This window comes from Candidatus Bealeia paramacronuclearis, assembly GCF_035607555.1.
In the GTDB taxonomy this organism is placed as follows: Bacteria; Pseudomonadota; Alphaproteobacteria; order UBA9655; family UBA9655; genus Bealeia; species Bealeia paramacronuclearis.
The window spans coordinates 1-23,707 of sequence record NZ_JAVHWZ010000005.1; the positions used below are offsets into that span (position 1 = coordinate 1).

20 protein-coding genes and 1 pseudogene are annotated in these 23,707 nt (G+C 43.4%); 14 read left to right on the forward strand and 7 right to left on the reverse strand.

Annotated features, from left to right (window positions below; translation table 11 throughout):
- The 6 genes from Bealeia2_RS09370 to Bealeia2_RS09395 form a co-directional block, all read left to right on the forward strand.
- Positions 1-775, forward strand: a 775-nt coding sequence (locus tag Bealeia2_RS09370) for a DASS family sodium-coupled anion symporter (protein ID WP_331256766.1), incomplete at its 5' end; no start/stop codon positions are given.
- A gap of 99 nt (positions 776-874) precedes the next feature.
- Complete coding sequence (locus Bealeia2_RS09375; RefSeq protein ID WP_331255534.1) at positions 875-2,308, forward strand: flavin monoamine oxidase family protein; 1,434 nt, start codon at positions 875-877, stop codon at positions 2,306-2,308.
- 214 nt (positions 2,309-2,522) lie between these two features.
- A complete protein-coding gene (gene tnpA / locus Bealeia2_RS09380; protein WP_331255535.1) occupies positions 2,523-2,939 on the forward strand; it encodes an IS66 family insertion sequence element accessory protein TnpA in 417 nt (138 codons plus the stop codon).
- Positions 2,932-3,279 carry an IS66 family insertion sequence element accessory protein TnpB gene (tnpB, locus tag Bealeia2_RS09385; protein WP_331255536.1) on the forward strand — a complete coding sequence of 116 codons (348 nt, stop codon included), beginning with the start codon at positions 2,932-2,934 and terminating at the stop codon, positions 3,277-3,279. The genes tnpA (Bealeia2_RS09380) and tnpB overlap by 8 nt, the downstream gene beginning before the upstream one ends.
- Positions 3,280-3,343: 64 nt before the next feature.
- The gene (gene tnpC, locus Bealeia2_RS09390) at positions 3,344-4,960 is read left to right on the forward strand and encodes an IS66 family transposase (RefSeq protein WP_331255562.1); all 1,617 of its coding nucleotides are present in this window, start codon (positions 3,344-3,346) and stop codon (positions 4,958-4,960) included.
- The gene (locus Bealeia2_RS09395; protein ID WP_331256767.1) at positions 4,845-5,306 is read left to right on the forward strand and encodes a transposase; all 462 of its coding nucleotides are present in this window, start codon (positions 4,845-4,847) and stop codon (positions 5,304-5,306) included. Before tnpC ends, Bealeia2_RS09395 begins: the two co-directional genes overlap by 116 nt.
- 428 nt (positions 5,307-5,734) lie before the next feature.
- Here the strand turns inward: Bealeia2_RS09395 and Bealeia2_RS09400 are convergent, their stop codons facing one another.
- Positions 5,735-6,868: an ISAs1 family transposase gene (locus Bealeia2_RS09400; protein ID WP_331255183.1), complete on the reverse strand. Its 1,134-nt coding sequence runs from the start codon at positions 6,866-6,868 to the stop codon at positions 5,735-5,737.
- A 68-nt stretch (positions 6,869-6,936) separates the two neighbouring features.
- Between Bealeia2_RS09400 and tnpA (Bealeia2_RS09405) the strand changes: the two genes are divergently transcribed.
- Complete coding sequence (gene tnpA / locus Bealeia2_RS09405) at positions 6,937-7,152, forward strand: IS200/IS605 family transposase (RefSeq protein WP_331256768.1); 216 nt, start codon at positions 6,937-6,939, stop codon at positions 7,150-7,152.
- Between the two features lie 2,657 nt (positions 7,153-9,809).
- On the opposite strand, the gene Bealeia2_RS09415 is transcribed toward tnpA (Bealeia2_RS09405), so the two are convergent.
- Both Bealeia2_RS09415 and Bealeia2_RS09420 read right to left on the reverse strand, forming a co-directional pair.
- A complete protein-coding gene (locus Bealeia2_RS09415) occupies positions 9,810-10,127 on the reverse strand; it encodes a hypothetical protein (RefSeq protein ID WP_331256769.1) in 318 nt (105 codons plus the stop codon).
- Positions 10,124-10,288, reverse strand: a complete 165-nt coding sequence (locus tag Bealeia2_RS09420; RefSeq protein WP_331256770.1) for a MerR family DNA-binding transcriptional regulator — start codon at positions 10,286-10,288, stop codon at positions 10,124-10,126. The genes Bealeia2_RS09415 and Bealeia2_RS09420 overlap by 4 nt, the downstream gene beginning before the upstream one ends.
- Positions 10,289-10,457: 169 nt before the next feature.
- Between Bealeia2_RS09420 and Bealeia2_RS09425 the strand changes: the two genes are divergently transcribed.
- Together Bealeia2_RS09425 and Bealeia2_RS09430 are read left to right on the forward strand one after the other, a co-directional pair.
- The gene (locus Bealeia2_RS09425; RefSeq protein ID WP_422388042.1) at positions 10,458-11,696 is read left to right on the forward strand and encodes an ISNCY family transposase; all 1,239 of its coding nucleotides are present in this window, start codon (positions 10,458-10,460) and stop codon (positions 11,694-11,696) included.
- A 164-nt stretch (positions 11,697-11,860) separates the two neighbouring features.
- Positions 11,861-12,796, forward strand: coding sequence for an Rpn family recombination-promoting nuclease/putative transposase (locus Bealeia2_RS09430; protein ID WP_331256771.1), 936 nt, complete (start codon positions 11,861-11,863; stop codon positions 12,794-12,796).
- Here the strand turns inward: Bealeia2_RS09430 and Bealeia2_RS09435 are convergent.
- The 3 genes from Bealeia2_RS09435 to Bealeia2_RS09445 form a co-directional block, all read right to left on the reverse strand.
- Positions 12,769-13,257: a hypothetical protein gene (locus Bealeia2_RS09435; RefSeq protein ID WP_331256772.1), complete on the reverse strand. Its 489-nt coding sequence runs from the start codon at positions 13,255-13,257 to the stop codon at positions 12,769-12,771. The two genes, Bealeia2_RS09430 and Bealeia2_RS09435, sit on opposite strands and share 28 nt — an antisense overlap.
- Before the next feature lie 4 nt (positions 13,258-13,261).
- Positions 13,262-13,558, reverse strand: a complete 297-nt coding sequence (locus Bealeia2_RS09440; RefSeq protein WP_331256773.1) for a hypothetical protein — start codon at positions 13,556-13,558, stop codon at positions 13,262-13,264.
- A gap of 818 nt (positions 13,559-14,376) precedes the next feature.
- Positions 14,377-14,520 carry a hypothetical protein gene (locus Bealeia2_RS09445; RefSeq protein WP_331256774.1) on the reverse strand — a complete coding sequence of 48 codons (144 nt, stop codon included), beginning with the start codon at positions 14,518-14,520 and terminating at the stop codon, positions 14,377-14,379.
- A gap of 922 nt (positions 14,521-15,442) precedes the next feature.
- Here Bealeia2_RS09445 and Bealeia2_RS09450 point away from each other — a divergent pair.
- Positions 15,443-15,580 (forward strand): hypothetical protein, encoded by a 138-nt coding sequence (locus tag Bealeia2_RS09450; RefSeq protein ID WP_331256775.1) that lies wholly within the window; start codon positions 15,443-15,445, stop codon positions 15,578-15,580.
- 113 nt (positions 15,581-15,693) lie between these two features.
- Here Bealeia2_RS09450 and Bealeia2_RS10635 read toward each other — a convergent pair.
- A pseudogene (locus Bealeia2_RS10635) lies at positions 15,694-16,325 on the reverse strand (transposase).
- A gap of 880 nt (positions 16,326-17,205) precedes the next feature.
- Here Bealeia2_RS10635 and Bealeia2_RS09455 point away from each other — a divergent pair.
- The 4 genes from Bealeia2_RS09455 (at position 17,206) to Bealeia2_RS09470 (ending at position 23,201) form a co-directional block, all read left to right on the forward strand.
- Positions 17,206-17,334: a hypothetical protein gene (locus Bealeia2_RS09455; RefSeq protein WP_331256776.1), complete on the forward strand. Its 129-nt coding sequence runs from the start codon at positions 17,206-17,208 to the stop codon at positions 17,332-17,334.
- Positions 17,331-18,341, forward strand: a complete 1,011-nt coding sequence (locus tag Bealeia2_RS09460; protein ID WP_331256777.1) for a hypothetical protein — start codon at positions 17,331-17,333, stop codon at positions 18,339-18,341. The genes Bealeia2_RS09455 and Bealeia2_RS09460 overlap by 4 nt, the downstream gene beginning before the upstream one ends.
- 248 nt (positions 18,342-18,589) lie before the next feature.
- A complete protein-coding gene (locus tag Bealeia2_RS09465) occupies positions 18,590-19,024 on the forward strand; it encodes a hypothetical protein (protein ID WP_331256778.1) in 435 nt (144 codons plus the stop codon).
- Positions 18,987-23,201, forward strand: a complete 4,215-nt coding sequence (locus tag Bealeia2_RS09470) for a DUF927 domain-containing protein (protein WP_331256779.1) — start codon at positions 18,987-18,989, stop codon at positions 23,199-23,201. Before Bealeia2_RS09465 ends, Bealeia2_RS09470 begins: the two co-directional genes overlap by 38 nt.
- Positions 23,202-23,707 lie beyond the last annotated feature (506 nt).

Here is a 23,707-nt window from a genome sequence, read left to right on the forward strand (position 1 = left end):
CTGGTTCACTTGGACAGTCGCTGCCATCGTTCCAGGCCTTGTGCATCTTTCACTCCTTCCTTATGTCATTTATAAAATTTATCCACCTCACATTAAAAAATCCCCAGATGCGGTAATTCACGCCCAAGACAAGCTCAAAGAAATGGGGGATCTCAAGTCTGAAGAGTGGATCATGTTGGTTACATTTTTAATGGCGCTTTTATTCTGGATGTTTTCTGAAAGCTGGGGGATTGAGGCTACAACCACGGCTATTTTTGGAATTTCCATTCTTTTGTTTACAGGCGTTCTTGATTGGAAGGATGTCATCAAAGAGCACAGCGCTTGGGAAACCATGCTTTGGTTTGCTCCCCTTTTGATGATGGCCACATTTTTAACAAAATTTGGAATGATGAGTTGGTTTTCTGATCAAATGCAGGCTTCTGTTTCAGGATTTCATTGGGGGCAAGCTTTTATCATATTATCCCTGGTTTACTTTTATTCTCACTACGGCTTTGCAAGTATTACCGCCCGCGTCACAGCTTTATACAGCGCTTTTTTAGTAACCATGATCGCACTCGGTACGCCCCCAATGCTCGCCGCCATGAGTCTTGCGATATTGTCCAATTTGGCGGGAACTCTCACTCATTTTGGGACAGGTTCTGCTCCGATATTTTTTGGAGCAGGCTATGTGAGTGTGGGGGACTGGTGGCGTCTTAGTTTTATCTTAAGCCTTCTTGGGCTCACCGTTTGGGGCATTGTGGGTGGCATTTGGTGGAAAGTTTTGGGGTATTGGTAAGGGTTATTTCGTTAAAAAATTTTCAAGGAAAAACTTGACGCATTGAATTGTAAATTCTATGTAAATTTTATCTTAGAAAACTTATATTGATGTTTAATTATGAAAAAATTTAATTATTTTATATTTTCAACTCTTCTTCTTTCCTCGGCTGTTACATACGCAGCTCCTCCGGAAGGGGATTTGGATGTTGCGATTATTGGCGGTGGATTTTCCGGTTTATCCGCGGCAATCAAAATCAAAAAAGATACAAAAAATTTCGTTATTTTTGAAGGAAGGGACAGGCTGGGCGGTCGCGCTTGGACTCAAATAATCAATGAAAAACCTTTTGATTGTGGCGCTGAGTATGTTGATAAAAAAGAACAAAATGAAATGTGGCAATTGATTAAACGATATGGGGTCAAGACCACGGATGTACGTTTACAAGACGAGATTAAATTTTTGGTGGGGGGTGAGGCAAAAGCATTATCTGAAATGAAGTCCGCAATTGACTCTCTTGAGGAAAAATTACATTCAAAATTAAAATCGATTCGTAATGAAGATTATTCTGAACTTAAAAATGGAGAATATATCTCCACAAATCTTTTTCAAGCCCTTGATCTTAATGAAAATGAAAAAGGAATTTTAAATGCTCTGATTCAGGATGAAAGTGGAATTAATGGTGACGAAGCTCCTTTAACATCTATTTCCGCATGGGCTGAAAAACTCAAAGAGTATAAGTCAATCACAACTGCAAAAAAATGGTTTAATCCATTGCTGTCTTTATACCATGAACAATCTCGTATTGAGGGGGGCACGAAAACGCTTGTTCAGGAAATGGCAAAGGAGATTGGTCAAGACGATCATATCGTAACAGGCAACCCTTTAAAGCAAATCGTTTGGCAGTCAGATGAGAAGCTTTTTAATATGACATTCCAAGACAATTCTACACGACGTGCAAAATCTGTTCTCATGACAATTCCATTTTCAGTTCTTTCGGAAAATACAATTTTGGAAGATACATCTCTTGGAATCACCAACGAGATGAGAAAATACATTGATTCGATGGTCTATGGAACGAATAGCAAGGTTATCGTTCCTGTCTCAACACCCTTAAAATTAACATATGGGATCGATCTCAATGGACCCACTGCTTGGGCCAATGCAAATCAAGACATGCATATTTTATTGGGTGGCACACCTGGAAAGAATGTCACACAAGAATCTGCCTCAATTCATATCGGTCGCTTTTTAACTGCTACCGGAAAAATAATGCCGCAAGGGCAACAGGCGACAGTGATCAACTGGTCTCAAGACCCATTTTCAAAAGGAAGTTATCGAGCTTGGAAATCAGGCGTTACTTTTAGTGAGTTTGACCACCCAAGTCCATTGGATAAAAATCTGAATGCCTTTTCAACCTCACTTTTTGAGAAAAAAATTCCATTGATATTTGCTGGTGAACATATGGTTTATAGAGGTGGTGGTACCATGAATAGTGCCGTAAAAACTGGATTTGCAACTGCGGATCTTATGAGCCAATTTTTAAAGAAAAAATAAAATGTTCAGTTAAATTGCTGCTAAAAAAGCCCCGCTCTTGAGGAGGGTTTTTTTATGTCCTCCTCACCAATTTTCCACTCTCGGTTTTATCACGGTACAAGAGAGTGTATTATCTTTGATATTGCGCTGAATGTAAGCGTCATAGGACCCGCATCTTTTAGGTGTGAGGAAAATAGGACAAGGTTGACTCCGTAAAACAACTACGGAGATGAAAATGATGAAGGAGAAAAGGACGGAGCAACGTCAAACGCGAGATGAAAGATCCGCAGGGAAGCTGAAATATTGGGAAGAGCAGATCGAGAGCTGGCGTAAGAGCGGATTGAGTCAGGAAAAATTTTGTACGGCTGGAGGACTGAGTTATTCGTCCTTTAAGTATTGGTTTCCCCGCGTGGGAAGAAGGCTATTTGAGGGGTCATCGGTCGGGCGCTTTGTGGCGACTGCTGTGGTGGGGCACGAGAGTCCAGAAACATTAGATTTATTTGAGAGTCCTGCCCTTCAAGCAGAGGCTCGCCAAGCTCCCGTGCCCCTTGAGATTCGCTTTATGTCCGGGGAGAGGATTGAGATTGTGCCGGGATTTGATGGGATTACGCTTCAGCGTGTAATTGCAATACTGCGGAGTTGCCATGTTTGAGCAGACGCGAGGGGAGATTCTGTTTTATTCCGCCCCGATGGACATGAGAAAATCGATTGATGGACTTGCGGCTTACGTGGCCTCTAGCTTAGGTCGTGTGCCGTGTGACGGAACGATGTATGTTTTTTGCAACCGGACCCTGACCAAGATGAAGATCTTGTATTGGGAGACGAATGGATTTTGTCTTTGGTACAAACGCCTTGAAAAAGAGAGGTTTCAGGTGAGTTTGAGGGGAGATGTTTTGGAGTTGACCTCCCAGCAATTGAGATGGCTGCAAGAGGGTCTCAATTATCAAAAGCTCAAAGGCCATAAGGCGGTCCATTTTCAAGAATTTTCCTGAGGTTTTTACCTGAAAAAACTCAGAAATACATTGACGTTTTAGGGGGTTTTGGGTAGAGTTCCTCATGAAAAATGAGCCCCAAACTTCACTCAAAATCTCCTCTGTTTTCGACGCTGTGGCGCTCTATAAAAACTTGCAAAAATCAGAAAAAGACAAGGCTATTCTAGCCACACAAAATGAACATCTGGTGCAAGAGGTTGATCGACTGACTCATTTATTGCTTCAGATGAAACAAAGCAAGTTTGGGCGGAGCTCTGAGAAGATCAAGTTCGAGGAATTTCCCAAGCTCCCCGGGTTTGAAAACGTCTTTGATGAGGTTTACGAAGAGCCGCCTTTAGAAGCAGAAAAGGCTGGGGCTGAAAGTGAAACAGAGAATGACTCTGGAAAGGACAAATCCTCCTCGACTCTTCTCAAAAAAGGACGTCGTCCGTTGCCGGCTCATCTGCCGCGCGAACGTGTCATCCATGATATTGCTGGTGATAAAATCTGCACCTGTGGACATCCGTTGCATCAGATGGGCGAGGAGATCTCTGAGCAGCTGGATTACGTTCCCGCACAGTTAAAAGTCATTCAAAACGTGCGCTTGAAGTATGCCTGTAAATCTTGCACCGAAGGGGTGCGTGTGGCTGAAGTGCCCAATGCGCCTCTTCTCAAAAGCATGGCATCTGCGAATCTATTGGCCCACATCATCGTCTCCAAGTACCAAGATCATCTACCCCTTTATCGACAATCTCAGATGTGGGAGCGGTTTGAAGTTGACTTAGGTCGGGCCACGATGAGCCGTTGGATTCTTCAAATAGGTGATCTCTTGAGCCCTTTAAAAGAGCTTTTAAGATCTGAGATTCTCAAGGAGACTTATGTACGGGCAGATGAAACGCGGGCTCAAGTTTTAAAGGAATGTGACCGCAAGGCGCAAACGCAATCCTATATGTGGGTGTATATGACCGGGTCGTCATCTCATCACGCCATTTCTTATGAATACACGCCCACACGCAAAGGTGAAAATGCCAAAGAATTCCTGAAGGGTTTTAAAGGTTACCTTCATACGGATGGGTATGGTGGTTACAAAGCCTTGGCGCAAAGTCAAGACATCACGGCTGTGGGATGTTGGGCCCATGCGCGGCGCAAGTTTGCGGACATTATTAAAAGTACAGGCAACACCACGGGCAAATCTGCCGAGGCGCTCACCATCATCAGAAGCCTTTATAAAATTGAAAAAGACGCCAAAGAGGCTCAATACCCGCCCGATAAGATCCAAAAGCTCCGACAAGAAAAAGCCAAGCCCATCCTTGAGAAATTCAAGGTCTTGCTTAAGGAGCACAAAAAAGTGATTGTTCCCAAAAGTCCCTTGGGGCAAGCGGTTGGCTATGTTTTAAGGCAATGGGGCCCCTTGACAGAATACCTCAATGATGGCCGCTTGGATATTGACAACAACATGGCAGGACGCGCCATCCGTCCATTTGCTGTGGGCCGAAAAAACTGGCTTTTTATGGGCAATGTCAAAGGTGCCCACGCCTCAGCTGTCATCTATTCCCTCATTGAGACCTGCAAAGCCAATGGCGTCAATGCTTTTGACTATTTCCGCTACGTCCTCGCCAACATCAATTCCACACCTGAAAATAATTATTCCCACCTCCTCCCCTGGAATCTTAAGTATTCCCTTTCTAATTTACACCAATAAGACGCTTACAGTTTATCCGGCGATTGCCAAGCGGGCGCGCCTTGAAAATGCCGAGATTCATTGGGGAGATGAGGCGGGTTTTCGTTCCGATCATCAGACGGGCACAACTTATAGCCCCAAGGGTCAGACGCCTGTGATTTCAGGAACGGGAAAACGATTTCGAATCAATATGATCTCGAGCGTCACGAATCAGGGCACGTTGCGGTTTATGCTTTTTGAGGAGAATTTTACGCGAGAGGTTTTTCTTAATTTTCTCAAAAGGTTAATCAAGTCTTCCAAGAAAAAAGTGTTTCTGGCTTTGAATTTAGAAATCGTGATTATTTTTTTGTGGGAATATCAGTTATGAGGACATGACTCGGTAATTGTTAAGATTCCATCACAGTTCTGAACTTGAAGACTCAACGCTTTCCATAGGTCAGATACTGATCCTGCTGGAGTATGGAAATTACTCAAATTAAGACTTGAGTCAGCATTTTGTTGATTTTTGTTTTACATTCACAGTTCAAAAAACTATCGGATCTAATATGACAATTTTACATGTAATTAAAAAACTCTTGTTATTGATAGGGACAGGATTAGGATTTGTAGCTTGCAAAGCAACTGCTCCAAAAACAAGAGATCCTAAGGTTAGAAACCTTGCAAAGTGTGCATAATTTATTTCTCCTTGTTGTCTTTTATGCCATTTTTATTGGAAAGTAAATTCAAAAGACATTTTGGCAAAAAACGTATCGGATCTTGGGAAAAAACTAGAACCGGGAATCTGGCAGGGCCACCTCATGAAAATTTTTGAGTGAGGATATTGGAAAGGATGTTGTCATCCCAACCGGCCATTTTTCTAAGCCTTTTAATAGACTGACGCTTCATTTTATCTTTGGTAAGCTGTAAAAGATTTAAAGCCATATGTCGAATAATAGCCATAACTTGAGGGGCGTTTTCTTTCCTGATGCGAGATTGATCTTCTCCAAAAGACATGTCTAAAACCCAATGAAGATTATTTTCTATCTCCCAATGACTTCGAATAGCCCCCAGGACCTTCTGAGGAGTTTCTTGGAGAGAAGAGATATAATATCGTGTTTCGTAAGTGGTTTTATCTTTGGTTTCTCGTTTAGAATCAATACGAATGATACTATGAATTGAGCTCCAATGAGGATGCCGCTCTCGCAGCCAGGCCACATCATGTGTGACCCAACATTGCCTTGTCTCAAGGCGGCCATGACCTTTATCGTAATCCTTAAAAGAGCTGATATTGTTAATTGTTTTCAATTCGCTATCACTCAAGCAGGTTGTTACATCTTCGCAAAGAGTTCCCTGATTTCCTTTTAAAGAAAAAATATAGTTTCCCTCTTTCTGAATGATTTGATCGGCAATGTCATATTGACATCCCATTGCATCAATGGTGACTGTTGTTCCTCTCAGGTCTAACCATTCCAAAAGCTTAGGAATCGCTGTGATTTCATTGCTTTTTTCTGAGACTTTTTCCTGCGCTAACACCAATCTGGCTTCTGACGCATAAGCGCTAACCATATGTAACATATCAGTTCCCTCATCAAAGCTATGCCGTGATGATTTTCCATCGATAGCAATAACTTTCTTTTGCATTTGAGATTTAAGACTTTCGACCCAACTTCGAAACAGCTCTTGAAATTCCTTGGGATCTATTGCTCTAAAAAATCGACGATAGGTATCATCGCTGGGAATTCCGTTCTTGTAAGGTAAGAATTGACGAAGGTAGTCAATCTTTGCCTTTCCAAAGTCTTCAACATCCTGCCATCCTTCTGCTCCAGATATTACAGCGCACAGAGTGACAAGGCGTATTTCTGACATTGTGTAGTCTCGATTACGCTCAGACCTTGGATCTTCTATATCTTTAAAATGATCTAAAAAACTAATTTCAACTTCTATTCCCATTTCTACCTCCTGTTTTTTTGAGGTAGGCTCTCATTTTTTCTATCTCTTAGCTATTTTTTTTTCATGAGGTGGCCCTGATTTCGGCCCCCCCAAGCGTGTCGCTTTCAAAAATCATCCCATATATTAAGGGAAAAAGTAGTAGAAAGCGGCTACAAGAATTTGAACACCTTAGGAAGAGATACTGGGGTCAATATTTGTGGGCAAGAGGATATTTTGCTGTAACTGTAGGGAATGTGAATGCAGAGGATGTTCAAAAATATTTAGCAAATTACGTAGATATATGAGGAGCTGATGTTTAGTCCCATGTGATGGTTTAGATTAATGGTAAACTTTTCAGGATTTTGTAAGATGAATAATGTCTGTAGGGTTAACCCTTTGATAGTTTTAGTCTTTTGCAAGTATAAGCATGATGAAGTTGTAAATGTTTTCAATTGATCGGAGATTCATAGAGATATGTTTAACGTAGCATCTTTTAGAGTCCATTCATTCGTTCAACCTGGCCATTTGTCCATGGATGGTCACTTTAGTGAGACGATGTTCTATTCCATGCTCATAGCAGACACGATAAATATATGCGCGAAAACATTCTACTTTACTCCTATTCGTAAATTGAATGCCATTATCAGTCAGAATCGTATGTATTTTGTGGACGACTGAATCACATTTTTCAAGAATTCAGCAGCAATCATCTTTGTTTTTTGGCATGAAGCTCAGATAAGCAAATTTACATGTAGATCAATGGCAAACAGACTTCTTCTGTGGAAACCGAATATCAATGTGAAGTAACCAATGGGGTATTTTTTGAACTTTTCTTAGGTTATCTTATCTACCTCGCAAACGGCTAATGCAGCGCTGCAAGCAACATGTAAGGAAGAACGAGTTAAATGAGGAATACTGCTTTCAAAGCCTACAAGGGAATCGTCCAAAGGAATAAGACATGTTTGGAAAAGCTACGATGATGGCTTATCTTGACTTAAAGAGGTGGAATAGGCCTGCCCCATACGAAATCTCACATAACTCGCTTCTTCCACTTAGCAATGGTTTTAGGGTTTAAGTCAAATTACAGTCGTGCTATGCTCTATTTTGTATTGTTCAAGACGCCCAGTCGTGCGGGCGCTCCTGTAATAGTCATAGGGCCTCTTAGATGGTATTTTGAAATAATACCATCACACTATGGATAAACATCAATGCCTTACGTCGAAAAATGCTGCATCATCTCATACATCATATCAAATTATTGCCGCTATATGTTGAAAAGAGGCCCACTTCGCGCCTCTTTATTCAAATAGGCGACAATTTTATCCAAATTTCTCCGGCATTTCCCAAAGCTGCTTATTCCCTTTGGCTGGATGAAGATGGTCCACGGAAAGCCTGAGAATGAGCAGTTGATAATGAGGTGTTATCCTCACCCATGTGGATGGATCGGAAGCGAGATATTTCAAGACGAATTTGATTTTCTTCAGTTGCAAGTTCGTTTTTGTGATATCCAGAGTTCCTGTTCAGCAGTGAGTTTATGTGGGAGCAATGTGCAAGGGATTCCTGTTTGGAAATGATGTAGCCATGGTAACGGCCCGTGAAGACAATGTGGGGATTAAACGATCCCAACAGCTTCTCAGAGTCAGTCAGAAGAACGTGTTTTTTCGTTCTGTATCTCGTTCCTTGAAGTTCAGAGCATTCGAATTCAAAGACTTTGGCATTGGGATAATATTCCTTTGTTTTTCGCAGAGGTACGAAAGCCTTTCTTCAGGATCTTCAGGGCCACGTTCACAAACAAGCTCGCATCGAATGTTCTTTGAATGCCTTATAGAGGTTTCGTATATCTTCTCCAATCGACAGAACCGGTTGAACAAACGATTTGGAAAGGTTGGACGGAACGCATACTGGGGTACAGATACCCAAGTCAGGCGCCAAGCTTGTGATCAAGTCCCAAACAGACTTGACGAGTGCCCATCGCGGCACTTTCAAGAAGATGAGAGAGTCTTTAAGACTATGGTGAGTCCAGAATCGCTGCATTGTCTTCATGGTCTTGATCTTTGTTTGAAGGCCGTTGAGACATGACGAAATCTTTTCTACAGCTCGTCATGTAGTGGGACAAAGTGGTTTAGGAAGGGAGACCTCCACCACCTACGAGAGGATCAAGCAACTTGTCTTGAAAGCGACCCACACTTATCTGTCGTTGATGCGGTATTATCCTCAACAAAGTGCATCTCGAAGTCTACCCAGCATAACTCCTGAGAGCCTGTCCGATATTGCCGAGGAGGCCGATGAAAGAACTTTTCGTTTGTCCGTATTCCTTGCACTTCTTATAGCCTTTTTTTATCACCAGATCTCACGCTTGCTCCAATCCTGCAGAGAAGTCTATCACCTGTAGACAAGGCCGATAGAGCATCAATCATTGGCGTATGTGATGAAACAATCCGGAATCTTGAGTATCCTCAATTCTTTGGGAAGGAGCGTCGTTGAGGTTTAGAAGGCCTCGGCAGGAGTTTCTGCAAGAAGCATGTTTGTAGCCAAACGTCATCAGCTACCGCGTTAGAAGCTTAAGTATCATAATCGAACGTTTTATGCAGCGAGTTTGGTGGAAAGAACAAAACCCGTAGGCAGTTGGGTCTTCATACAGAAATAAGGATTGGGTAACAATGTGTGGGAATCTTGTCACCTCTTGCTGAGTTGGATCCATTCATCTTGTTTGAGGAATTTTGCAACTCTGAGTTTGTCCAAGGTAAGTATGAGTCGGATAAGGATAGGTGCAGATAAACGTAGGATTCTGAGACTCAGTCCGTTGTATTTCTATTCCAAAGAATGTGTGTGCAGTGAAGAAATGTTATCTTTGGGGTTTTGTATGTTCGAGAAGATCCAGAGTCGATCAATCGCAAAACTGAGTTTTTGGATTAATGCGTATTTGTGGACTTTACCGGAATTGGTCCCTTTGTCTGAAAACTCAGCTCTCCTCTTCCTCCCGAATCCCCAATGTTTGCAATGTTTTCAATGTTTGCAATGTTTGCAATGACCAGAAAATGGCTTGCTGGTACGCCCGATCTTGTCGCGCTCTTTCTTGTAATGCGGAAAGTCCCGCCGCAAGACTTCCTGAAAACTTTTGAGACTCGAGCTTTTGCAAATAAGCGTCCAGTAAAAGACTCTGTTCTTTGAGGCTTTGCTCATAAGCGCAGGCAACATCTTGAAAAGTTTGCCACGCTTCAAGCTGTTTTTGTCTGGTCTCAGACGGCTTGGATGATGATGAAGTGAGAGAGGTGGTCACAATTGACTCCTAAAGTTGCTGAAGGTTGATAAAGGATAACGTCTTTGTCCTCCCGCTGTTCTTTCGGGAACAAGGCGACTCTCTTTTTCCCATCGCCTTAATATGCCATTTGACACTCCAAGAATACGACTGGCTTCTCTGATACTCAATAACTTATCCATAATTGGATAACTATATACAAGTTTAGATAGGTTTTAAAGAGCAGTTGTAGGAGCAATTTGAAAATGTCCGGTTAAGCAATTTAGAAATGTCCGGATTTGTCCTTAAGTTTTATGCTGATGCAGTCAGCAAGCAGGAGGATGAATGGAGACATTGTATAGCGAGGCCGAGATGGAAAAACTAAAGATATTGGATGACATAAAACGAGGTCTGCTGCGCCAAGGTGAAGGTGCGGCAGAGTTAGGTTTGAGTGCTCGGCAAGTGAGGCGTTTGCAGGCGAGAATTTCTGTTGAGGGACCTTCCGGGATTAAACGGCGTGCTATATCGGGCAGTAATCGTGCGCATTCAGAGGGCTTCAAAGCCAGAGTTCTTGAGGCAGTTCGGAATCGTTATGCGGATTTTGGTCCGACGCTAGCCAGCGAGAAACTGTTGGAGAATGAGGGGCTTAAGATCAACAAAGAAACTCTGCGACAATGGATGATAGCCGATGCATTATGGAGCGGGAAAATTCGGAAAAGCTCGCCTCTGCATCAATCCCGTCAGCGCCGCTCGTGCTTTGGTGAGCTTGTACAGATTGATGGGTCGCACCATGATTGGTTTGAGGGACGGCGTGCAAAGTGTTGTTTGCTCGTCTTTGTAGACGATGCCACCAGCCGCATCGTATCTATGCGATTTGAAGAATCGGAGACCACTGCCGGCTATTTCCGAGCCATGGAATCACACCTCGAGCAGCATGGTCTGCCTCTGGCCTATTATAGTGACCGGCACAGCATTTTTAAAACAACGCGCACAACTGACGGATATTACCAAGCTACTGAGCTGCATCGCGCCATGAAAGATTTAGGAATTGAGTTGATTTGCGCTTACTCACCCCAAGCCAAGGGCCGTGTCGAGCGGGCGAATCAAACGCTGCAAGATCGCTTAATCAAAGAGATGCGTTTGAGAGGTATCTGCGATATTGCGACTGCCAATGCCTATTTGCCGGCGTTTATCGAGAAGTATAACCAAAAGTTCGCCGTTGATGCGGCAAACCCGAAAGATCTGCACCGTGACGTACCTATCGACGCGCAAAGGTTGCGACGAATTTTATCTCATCACGTCACGCGCAAGCTTTCAAAAAACCTTGAATTCTCTTTGGAAGGGCAGGCCTATCAAGTTCAAGTGCCTGGAAAAGGCTATCGCTACCAGAATAAAAAAGTCACAATTTATCAACATTATACGGGGGCAATAGAGGTGATGCTTGGAGAAGAAGTCTTAAGCGTGATGGCGCTGGATAGGGTGACAAGGGGGCCCATTCTAGCTGATCGTAAGGACTTAGATCATGTTTTTGACCAGGAAATCTTCCCCAAAATAAACCCAGACTTCTTATTACCCACAGGGTCCACAGCCCCAAGTCTCTCTTGCGCTTGAGAGCGCGAGAGAGGGCTATGGACTTGTGGATAATAATTCAACTCAAAGCGGACATTTCTAAATTGCCTTGACAGGTTTTAAAGAGCAGTTATTAACCCCTAGACACGGCTCTCTTCTCGTTTCAAGCTTGAATTCACTCTCTGAACCCGTAAAGGATATCCGCTATGCTGAGCAAGTTTCTCGATCCTAAAAACGACATTGCCTTTAAAAAAATATTTGGCACCCCTAAAAACAAAGATATTCTCATTCATTTTCTTAATGATATGATCGTCTTTAAAGGCGGCAAACCCATTGTCGAGGTCACATTCCTCAAAACTCTGCAAGATCCCGAGGCCATGGCTAAAAAAACAAGCCTTGTGGATGTTCTCTGTGAAGATCAAGATCATAACACTTACATCGTCGAGATGCAGGTCGCCCAACATCAAGGTTTTGAAAAGCGGGCCCAATACTACGCAGCCAAAGCCTACACCAGTCAAATGGAACGCGGTGGCATTTATGAAAACCTGAAAGAGGTCATCTTTATCGCCATTGCCAACTTTACCATGTTTCCCGAGAAAGCCGCTTATAAATCCGATCATGTCATCTTTGATCGCGAGAATGGTCAGCATGATCTGAAGGACTTCTCATTCACGTTTCTTGAGCTGACAAAGTTTACCAAGACCAAAGATCAACTCCAAACCATGATCGACAAATGGGCGTACTACTTTAAGCATGCCGAGGCCACGCCTGAGCAAGAGATTCACACGATCTTCGCACATGACGCCATTATCTTAAGAGCTTATGAGGAACTCGATCGGTTCCATTGGCCAGAAGATGATCTGCGCGCTTATGACGCTGTCATCAAACATGAAATGGATTATCAGGCCTCCCTCGATTTTAAGTTCGCAAAAGGGCTTGAAAAGGGCCGTGAAGAGGGTATCGAAAAGGGCCGTGAAGAGGGTATCGAAAAAAGGAATCTAGAAATCGCTAAAAAGATGCTGAAAAACGGTCTCGCGCTCTCGTTGATTGGGGAGATGACAGGTTTGGACGAAAAAAGACTGTCAGATCTCAGAGCAGAATTGGACGCTGAGTCTCAGGCCCAGTCAAAGAGCCGAAGCTGACCCGAAGGCGCTGGGAGCTTTTCCAGTCGGAGGACGAGATCTGACATCTCATTGAGTGTTTTCTGAAGCTTTCCTTCGACATCTTCTGTTTTTAAAAAGAGCGCAAGATCGTCTTCAAGAGAGGTTGGAAAGAGTTGTTTTTCAAGAGACTCTCTGACAAAGGAGTCCCATAAGATCCGTGTCAAAAAATCAAATGACTCCCAAGGTGCAGGACTCTCATTGCGGATCAAAACCGGATGGCTCTGCTTTTCCTGATGCTGGCAAAACGCTTCAAACAGGACTTCTTTTTCTGAAACGCTCAACGTCTTTTCACGCGCAAAGATCTGACGGCTTCTTGATCTTAAGAGTTCAGCTTTTTTATCCTCTTGAAGAGTCATGAGATGGTCCCTGCGATCGAGCAGCGTGCGGTAATGCAACTCCAGCTGAAGACGTTCGTGGGCCGCATTTGACAAGGGAATCATGATTTCAGATTCCCTCCAAAACACCTTCGCGCAAGAGCGCACAATGTAGCTGAATCGTCAGATCTTCATATGTCCACCACTCATCCAGATGCGCGACTGCACAGTGAAACCGTCGAGCATATTCTTTCACTTGAGGATCTTTTTGACGAATGGCCTCTTGATACCGGTGCCATTCCGGCGTTTTCTCAGCCGCGGCATGATAAGCGGCCTCCGCACGATCACACCTCAGCTCCAGTTGCGTAATACTCATGGACCTTGTGGGTTCTTTTTCTAAAAGCTTTTCCTGTCTTTTTGTGAGCATCGTGGACTCCTCCCGGGTTCCTATTTAAACAGAATCAAGAGTCCCGCAAAGATCAGGAGCGCCGTTACCACATCACTGAATATCACGTGTCTTAAAGCTGCGTTTTACATCTCTCATTTCGCGCTTTTTTAAGATCAAAGATTCCGTGCAGTCAACACCTTCCGTCTCACGAAACATATCATTCCTTTTTGCATGACACAGAATAAAGCTTACGCGTTTGTAACCGAAAACTCGATAAAGATTCGATTACAATCAAACCTTTATTTTTTATGTGTTTATGACTATTTTTGTTTTGTAACCGATGTCTTATTTTTTACGGTTACAATTTTTGAGAAATATTTATAAAAGGGCTTTGAAGGATGTTTTATGAATTGTAACCGTTGTAACCGTATATATTATAATATTATATGGAAAATTTTTATTTTTACACGGTCACTCATCAAGTTTTTTAATATTTTTTCTTTTCTATAACTCTTATCTCTCGTCACGGTTACAACGGTTACAGATGCAAAAGCAGCCCTCAACACAGCAGAAAAGCTGAAAAAAATGTAACCGAGACGATCCGATCCTGGCAGTTACAAAAACAAAAACAGTCATCTACATAAAAAATAAGATTTGGCTGTAATCGAATCTTTGTCAGGTTTTTCAGTTACAAAAATCTGTTAAAACCAAAAAAAGCATACAATCTCGTGTTGCAAGGGTTTTTGTTTTATAACCGTTCGTTTTGAAGTGCTTACAACTTTATATTAGGATTAATCTTGTAGCTTCGCGTGAAATTTAAACCAAACTTTTCATTCACTTGTGTCGTATAACGATCTTTAAAGGGAGAAATCAGGATTTCTTTCTTTATGAAACGAAAGTGCCATTTTGTCGGCTCCTTTCAGCACTTCATCGTCCATCACATCCGGTAAAAATACAGTAGTATGTTCTCTTTCCGTTTTTTTCTTTAATCGAATCGGCACGCTTTGAAATCGGACGTGAGGTAAAAGATGTGTCTTTAAATGCTTCTGCTTCAAAACGATCCGATTCTTGATAAATGGAGATGTCACAGGTCTTTTCTCCACTTTTGGTAATTCATGGGGCAGGGTGCCTCCACGCGGTCTTCAATCCAGCTTTCAAGAGAGATCCCATCATCTCAAAGAGAGCACTTCCAGAGGCATTCCATGGCAAAATACCAGATCGATACAGTACTCGCCAATCGACATAAAAGTTCTCGCCCACACTGAATCTGCCCATCCGAGGTCTCGGTGACTTTCAAAGGGCTTCAAGATGCCTCTCTTTCCAAAAACGGATGTCTCATGAATCTTCATCTCAGTCTCTTCATGATCGGCTGTTGTCAGATGATGCAAAGCGCTTCCAGACATACGCCATAATGACGGTGGACAGCCTTTAGATGCAACACAAACTGATCCGGCGTTCAAACTCATGCGTATTAAAAGCACCTCACATCCAGCATCGCCTCTGCTCAATACACCTGACAGACTGTCCGGCGGTCTTTTCTTTTTTGACGTTCCTTAAATTGGTCTCAAACGGAATCTCACCTCCACTTAAAGACAGTTCTAAAACATGGCCATTATTTTCCGTTTTTAGCAGTTTGTTAGCTCTGTTTTGGTTTCTCCATTAGACAACATATAGGCCATGTTAACTGCGCATCCATACCAATAACTCATCAATCAAGAACGATTGCATCAATTCCAGCCGTATCGGAGGAACAAACATTTCAATCTTTAGCTGAGGGCTTTCTCATATTTTTTACAAAAAAAGGACTGCCGCCATTCAAGTACGTGAAATCTCAAAACGTCAGGGCGCCGTGAATACAATAGACGTGTTGCCAAAACAATTTTGTGAAAATCTACGAAGAATTCTGCTGCAAGCTTTCAGAGCATGAAAAATTACGCAAGTCCTAATGATAATGGAAATTTGCAGATCTGGGTCAATTCGAAGAACAAACGCCCAACCATTAGTGATTTGTCTCGGACATTGCATCGCTTAGAAAGCGCAAAGCTCCCCGTTGGTGAATGAGTTTCCCTCAATCCCAGATCCCAGCGTGACTCAGCCTATTTTCTGCTGGCTTGGTATTTTTCAGGCTCTGTGAACAAATTTCAACATAACCATATAAGCGTTGCCACAAAATTTTAAAAAGACATAAACACGTCTGTTGTTTTATCAAAGCGAGAAAATATCAAATCTGAAGTAGCACTGTTTTCCAAAAGAAGCACTCAGATGTCGTTGTAAGCATGTTTATCATAATCTCTGGGGTTTCGGTTTGAACGGGCATGGAACTCTTAACTTTGCATCTCTTTCTTCAAGCCACTCACAAACTGATTACTGTCATATCCTTTATCAGCGATGATTCCAGCATCTTCAGTGAGGGTGCAGCTTGCGTGATATCGTGTCTTTGCCCAGACGTGAGTGTAGAATTTCAGGGGTTTGCCAAGAGCGCCATTGCATGAATCTTGGTTGTAAATCACCTCTACTGCGACCCTAAAGCCTGATCCTCTCTACACTATCTTTACATATCCTGATGCACAAGCGTGACGCGAACGGATTGCATCAATCATGCAGATTCAAGTCTGGTTCTTTCTTACCCAATGCTCAAGGAAGCCACCCTGATCGCTCAAAGCTTAAAACGTCTATGAATTAATATAATATCCATACTGTTTGGGCAGTAAACGCCATTGACACCCTGTGCGACATATATACCAAATCCTTCAATAGATTTCCGTAGGCTGATTCATCTTTTGTGTGAGCCTTTTATACTGTTCAAAAAACAAAATAGTTTTCATGTCTGATCTTCAATGTAATAATTCATTCGGTAGATTTCTGTGTCGTTTAAACAGAGGAATGTTACCACCCCAGAAAAATATATATATTTATCAAAAATTTTGTTCACAGAGCCTAAAAACTCCTAACAAAGATTGGAGAGAGACTTGCAAATGCGATCTGTTTTCACAAAAGTCGCTCGTGAGTCTATTGTGCAGGAGAATGTTCATAACATTACGTTCTCAATAGATGAGCCCAAAGGCGCGTCTTGTACAATCGCCGGTGAACTCACTCTCTCAGTCCTGTCTCACACCAGAAGGTTATGGGGAGCTATGGAGTTTTCTATCATGACGACGCCAAATGACAACGACTCAGTAGTTCAAGTCTTTCGTCATTTGAGAAAACTCTGATTTGCAGCCAACTCCATGACTCTTGTAAACTCCTGCATAGAGTTTTAGGCAACAGCAAGGATTTGATGCCATCCTCCACACTCAACGATGAGCTGGCGCCCGTTGTTTCAAGCCGATCTGATCATTTCGCTCCCTCATCATGCAAAATATCAAAGGCAGTTTTGGGATACAGACCATCTGTACAAAAGACATTCCATAGTGCGGGGAAGAAGACCGCCCGTGAGCGTTTGTTTTGGCCAGCAACCATTGTAGGTAAAACCATGCGTGCGCTGTTGAGACGTCTATGCATTTGACTGGACACTATCCGGAGTGGTGGGAAGGATACCGTTTTGCGGAACATATTCAAGCTTGGGTTGTGGGTCCTTCGTGGGAGATCACAGGACAGCTTACAAAAGCAGTATTATCTGGGCGACACTCTCCGCAAGATCACGAGGTCTCGTGATCACTCACTGATCATCAAAGAAGACGGTATTGATGGAAATTCCCGAGGCCATCGCGCTCTCGTGCGTCATCGGACAGGCGGCATCTCAATCGTCTTTAAATCTTGATCAGGCACTGGACAAGTTTTCAGGCACTTTCGTAAGCATTGATTCATCTCGATGAAGAACTGGAGATTACAATCCTCAGTGTGCGATGCGAATTATGAGCACGCGCCTCAATACGGAATGATGATGATTTCGATGACGCCGCACAAAAGTCATCAAGAGACTTTGGATCGGTTCCAGGTGGACAATGGCAAATCCGGTATAGTTTCCAAAAACAAGCGCTTTTATCTTCAAGCGGGCTGGGAGGATGCACTGCATCTGAAGGCCCAAGAAAAAGAAGATTACATCAGTGGATCCAGTGATACTCAGATTGAAATCCGTACCCAAGGCACGCCGCGCACAGGCAGCGGACAAGTCTTTCGAGAATCGGAATCTCTCTATACACAAAGCGCACCTCGGTATGATGTGATGTCAACCTCATCCAGCATCTTCATTCCACCATCTTGTCAAATTCTTTATGGCGTACAGATGGCGGAATCCTCTTCAGGCACCTGGGGCATGGTTCTTGTCATCAAAGATCCTCAAGGCGTCATCATAGTGGTGAGCGACTATAAAGGATCCGATCAGCGCTTTGATGACCATGCGCAACGGCTCAAATCTCAACTGCCGTCCAGCTATGTCGGTGCCATTCCAGGTTTTGTATCTGTGCCAGATCATGAGGAAGAACGGTATCGTCTTTTAGAACAGTTGAGTCAGAACCATCATTTACGACTACAAGGCATGGAACCTCTCGCATCACGCGAATACGTGATTGATCAAATCCGCAAGATGATGAAAGAGGGCACTTTTAAGATTGTGTCCTTTGAAAAAGATGAAAAGCGTTATGGATGTGTGAATCTCATGAACGAGATCCGCAAGTATTCTCGAGATTTGAAAGGACGCATCATCGCGAGAAATGACCAATGCATCGAAGCTCTTTTGAGTGTGATGAACATTCTTTTGCATCATCAAAATATGGTGCAGACGGGAAGTGAATTGTGTGACGAGATGCCCCAATGGGACTACCGAAGATTCCGACACTTAAGAGACCGCCCCGCGTTGTATTTGCCACCTTATAAAGAGTGAGAACCAAAGAGGACATGATCTCCAGTCGCTCGTGTTCGCAGCTGTCTTTCTATCATCGTTGATGAATTGCTATCACGAGTTCATCCTGAACCTCAGATTCGACAAACCTGCATCTCTTGAAAAACTCAGTCATTTTATCATGTTTTCTTGAGAAGCGCGCCTAATTTGATCTTTCAAATCCTATTTGCTAAATTTTAAGTCAGGACTCTCTCGTGGTGAGAGAGGCACTTTTTAAGGGCAAGCTTATCATGGAAAAAAATCATCATCAGAACATCGGCGCAAAACAGCATTTTCAAGAGAAAACTGCTGCGTTTTGTGCTGCGCATTTTTTAAGGAATTTCCAATGGACTGAGAAAACACTTTGTGCAGAGCACAAAAGAAAGACTGAGAACAGCAATTTGCGTTTGAAGTTTGAGGATTGTGTGGAGGCTGCCTTCATTTCTGAAAACAGCCACACAGAATATTTGAAAATAATCAACACATCTACAGTCTCAAATGAGATGTGCGTCAAGGACAGCGACAGGAGGAGCGTTAAGCGCTTATATCCATATGCGCAAGACAAAAGCAGCTTTGTGCAGTCCTTCTTGAGCGCAGTCCAAGACCTTGAAACAGATGTGTTGATCCAAAGGAACAAGGAGAACACATATGTCTCAAATTTCCAAAAGAATATCACAAGGCTATAGCTGTACGGAAGCAGAATTTTTAAAGATTATTTCCCACCTGAGAGGCACTCAACAAGGCGCGGGATCTCACGCGCATGGCAACTGGAGCGTCCATTGTCCAGCACACGATGATCAAAAGCGCAGTGCGTCATTCAAATGGGAATCACCGGACAAACTCATTACCAAGTGCTTTGCGGGCTGTTCGCATCAGGCCATTATGGAAGCGCTTTTCGTGCAAGGTCTTGTCTCTGAAAGAATGTCCTCAAAAGACAAACCTTCCAAACCGGAGACCTCTTCATTCCAGGTCACACCTGCGCGTCTCAAGGCGCTCTGGGAAGCATGTGAAGTGAACACGGCCAGATCACCGGTGGAAGAGTATCTCACGCGTCGCATTCCAAACCTTGCTTTTCTGCCATCATGTGAATCAGTTCGATATCATTCCGCACTCCTGCATCGAGAAAGCGGCAAGGAGTTACCTGCCATGGTGTCTCGCGTGCAGTTTCAAAAGAGCGATCGTATCGCTATTCATCGGACGTGGCTGGATCCTAACACACACCAAAAAGCAGACGTGTCCAATCCTAAAATGATGATGGGCAGTGTGAAGGGCGGGGCTGTTCACTTAAGCTCTCACTCCAATCCAGAGATTTTAGCGATCGGCGAAGGCATTGAGACTATGCTGAGCTTCCATCATATGACAGGCATTTCGAGCTGGGCAGCGCTTTCAGCGAGCAATCTGGGTGTATGTGAGCTGCCCGCTTTGCCGAATGCACGAGTTCTGGTTATTGCCATTGATAATGACAAGAATGATGCCAGCCTCAAGAATGCAAGACGTCTTCAATCCAGAGCTTTGGCAGAAGGCAGGGTTGCTATTATCGTGAGACCGCCTCGTACTCTCATAAGTGAGCATTCAAAAGAAGGCACCGAAGAAAGCATTCAGGAGACCGCCTTTCAATTCAAGGACTTCAATGACATCGTCGCTCAACAAGATTGGCAAAGCCGAACTCTTGCCCACTGGATTGAATCACAGGATGGAGACGACATTTCTTGGATAGTTGAAAAGACCAATGATGTTGAGCGCATTTGTGAAAAGTTCTTGGAGGAACACACATCTATTTCAACACACTCCTCAATTGAAAGTGCTCATCAATCGCTGAGCTTTGATGAAGCCTTTGATCACATTCAAAACACGCGGCACAACATCTGTCTTCTGGGTGCAGGTGGTACTGGTAAAAGCACCTTGATCCAAAAACTGATGTCGGAAGGAGCTCTTTCCGGTCACACTGTACTCTTGGCACCGACAGGTCTTGCGGCACTCAATATTGGGGGTGAGACCATCCATAAGTTTTTCCATTTCTCTCCCGATATTACGCCGCATACGGTACGTGTTTCGAAAGACAAAATCTACCGAGAGATTGACACCATCATCATTGATGAGGTTTCGATGCTCAGAGCCGATCTCCTCGATGTGATTGATATCTTTCTCAAGAAGAATGGCAAGAGCAACACCAAACCATTTGGTGGTGTTCGCATGATCTTGTGTGGGGATTTCTTCCAGCTTCCGCCTGTGCTCAAGGATATTGATGTGAAAGAGTTTCAGGAGGGCGGATACAAAACGACGTATGCCTTTGGCGCGCGTTCTTTTGAAGGTATCGAATGTATTGAGATGAATCATGTCTTTCGTCAGAAGGATGAAGCGTTTTTGAATCTTCTGAAAAAGATCCGATGTGCGGATATTGAGCCTTGTGATCTGGCGCCTTTAAATGCGCGCGTTCAGGATCCCGAGATCTTCCTGCAAGAAGGGCTTGCGCCGTTGCTCACAACCACCAACAAAAAAGCGGACTCTTTCAATCAGGAAAAACTGGAGAGCATTGACGCATCAGCCTTTGTTTATGAAGCCAAACTCAAAAACTGGGACGGTCATGCAGAGCCTGCGCCACAAAACCTCATCTTGAAGACAGGTGCGCTGGTGATGTTTCTCAACAACGATCCCGCAGGCAGATGGGTGAATGGGACGTTTGGTGTGGTGAGCGATCTTTCAAAGTCTTCTATCACCGTGAAGATTGGAGAAACTGAAGTTGATGTCGAAAGACATACGTGGGAACGCAAATCAACGCGACTTCATAAAAAAGAGATCCAGCGCAAGACAGAAGGTGAGTTTACTCAATATCCACTCCAGTTGGCATGGAGTATCACCATTCACAAAAGTCAGGGACAGACGTTTGATCGTGTAGTGATTGACTGGGACAAGGGAACCTTTGCCGATGGACAAGCCTATGTGGCTCTGAGCCGGTGTCGGACGCTTGAAGGGATTTGTTTTCAGAGCTCGACATGGCCGGAGCATCTTTCTGTTTCAGAGGATGTGATCACATTTATGTCAGAAGCCAGAGAGACAGAGACGATTCAAAGCCATTCCCTGTCCTTTGAAGGCACTATTCACGATCAGGATGAAACGCTCTACTCTCATCAGGAAGACGAGAGTGACGTTGTAGATGAGGACAAACGCTTCAAAGTCAATGAGTACGGGATTTTTACTCGTGAATCAGGGAGTGCGCACTGGGTACAAATCCACGGGCATCCCTTACGGTTGCAATCGCGATTCCAGATGGAGGATGGGAGCGGATGCGGAAAGATCTTTGAGTTTGAAAATAAACCGTTTGGAAAGAAGAACTTTGTGCTTTTTGATCGTATGATTAACACAAGAGATTCCATTGAGATCCAAGAGGGACTCAGAGATCTGGGATACAAAACACCGCAAGATCCGGCGCAGATGAAGCTTTTGGTGCAGTTTTTAGATGCATGGGACACGCCTCACGTACTGACGCTCTCTGAAAAGACAGGTTGGGTGGGCCAGAAAAGCTTTATTTTAAATGGAAGATCTTATGGTGAGGAGACGGAGAGCTATATTTTCAAACCACGATCTTTTGCGATACCGCAGTATGAGATGAAAGGCACTCTTGAGGGATGGAAACAAGAGGTGGGGGTCTATTGTGAAGGCAACAGTCGTCTCATGCTCTATGTGATTGCCGCCCTCAGTGCCCCGTTTTTGAAGATCACCCATCGTCAAGGGTTTGGTGTGCACTTGTATGGCACATCGTCCGTTGGCAAGACAACAACATTGGAAGTGGCAAGCAGTGTGTTTGGCAGCAAGATCCACACATGGCGCACGACGGATAATGCGGCAGAAACGTTAGTCCTGCAATCGAATGATGCACCGTTCTTGATTGATGAGTTGGGACAGGCGGATGCGGGCAGTGCGTATAACATGGCCTATATGTTGTCTAATGGAGAAACCAAAAACAGAGCTAACAAACTGGGCAAAAACGGAAATACGGCTGTGAGTTTTAGAACTGTCTTTTTAAGTGGAGGTGAGATTCCGTTTGAGACCAAATTTAAGGAACGTCAAAAAGAAAAGACCGCCGGACAGTCTGTCAGGTGTATTGAGTTGAGAGCAGATGCTGGATGTGATAAAGGTGCTTTTAATACGGTGCATGAGTTTGGAACGCCGGATCAGTTTGTGTTGCATCTTAAAGAAGCCGTCCACCGTCATTATGGCGTGGCGTCTGAAGCGCTTTTGCATCATCTGACAACAGCCGATCATGAAGAGATCGAGATGAAGATTCGCGAGGACATCCGTTTTTGGAAAGAGAGGCATCTTGAAGCCCTTTTGAAAGTCACCGAGACCTCGGATGGGCAGATCTTGCGTGTGGGCGAGAACTTTGCGTTTCTGGCGTCGATTGGCGAGTACTGTATCGATCTGGGTATTTTGCCATGGAATGCCGGAAGTGCCTTTGAGATGATGGGATCTCTCTTTGAAAGCTGGATTGAAGACCGCGGAGGCACCCTGCCCCATGAATTACTGCAAGTGGAGAAAAGACTCAGACTTCTCATTTATCAAGAATCGGATCGTTTTGAAGCAGAAGATGAAGACATGACCTTTACCTCACGTCCGATTTCAAAGCGTGCCGGGATTCGATTGAAGAAAAAATCTGAAGAGAAAACATACTACTGTATTTTTACGGATGTGATGGACGATGAAGTGCTGAAAGGAGCCGACAAAAAAATGGCACTTTCGTTTCTCATAAAGAAAGAAATCCTGATTTCTCCTTTAAAAGATCGTTATACGACACAAGTGAGAATGAAAAGCTTTGGTTTAAATTCTCACGCGGGAAGCTACAAGATTAATCCTAATATGTTGTAAGCACTTCAAAACGAACGGTTACAAAAACAAAACCCTTGCAACACGAGAGTTTGTAAGGGTTTTTTTATGGTTTTAACAGATTTTTGTAACCGAAAACTCGATAAAGATTCGATTACAGTCAAATCTTTATTTTTTATGTGTTTATGACTGTTTTTTGTTTTTTGTAACCGCTTGTAATCGGACGTCTCGGTTACATTTTTTTTCAGCTTTTCTGCTGTGTTGAGGGCTGTTTTTGCATCTGTAACCGTTGTAACCGTGATTTGAGAGATAAGAGTTATAGAAAAGAAAAAAATATTAAAAACTTGATGAGTGACCGTGTAAAAAATAAAAAAATTTTCCATATAATATTATAAATATATACGGTTACAACGGTTACAATTCATAAAACATCCTTCAAAGCCTTATAAATACTCAAAAAAATTGTAACCGTAAAAAAATAAGACATCGGTTACAAAAAACAAAAAATAGTCATAAACACATAAAAAATAAAGGTTTGACTGTAATCG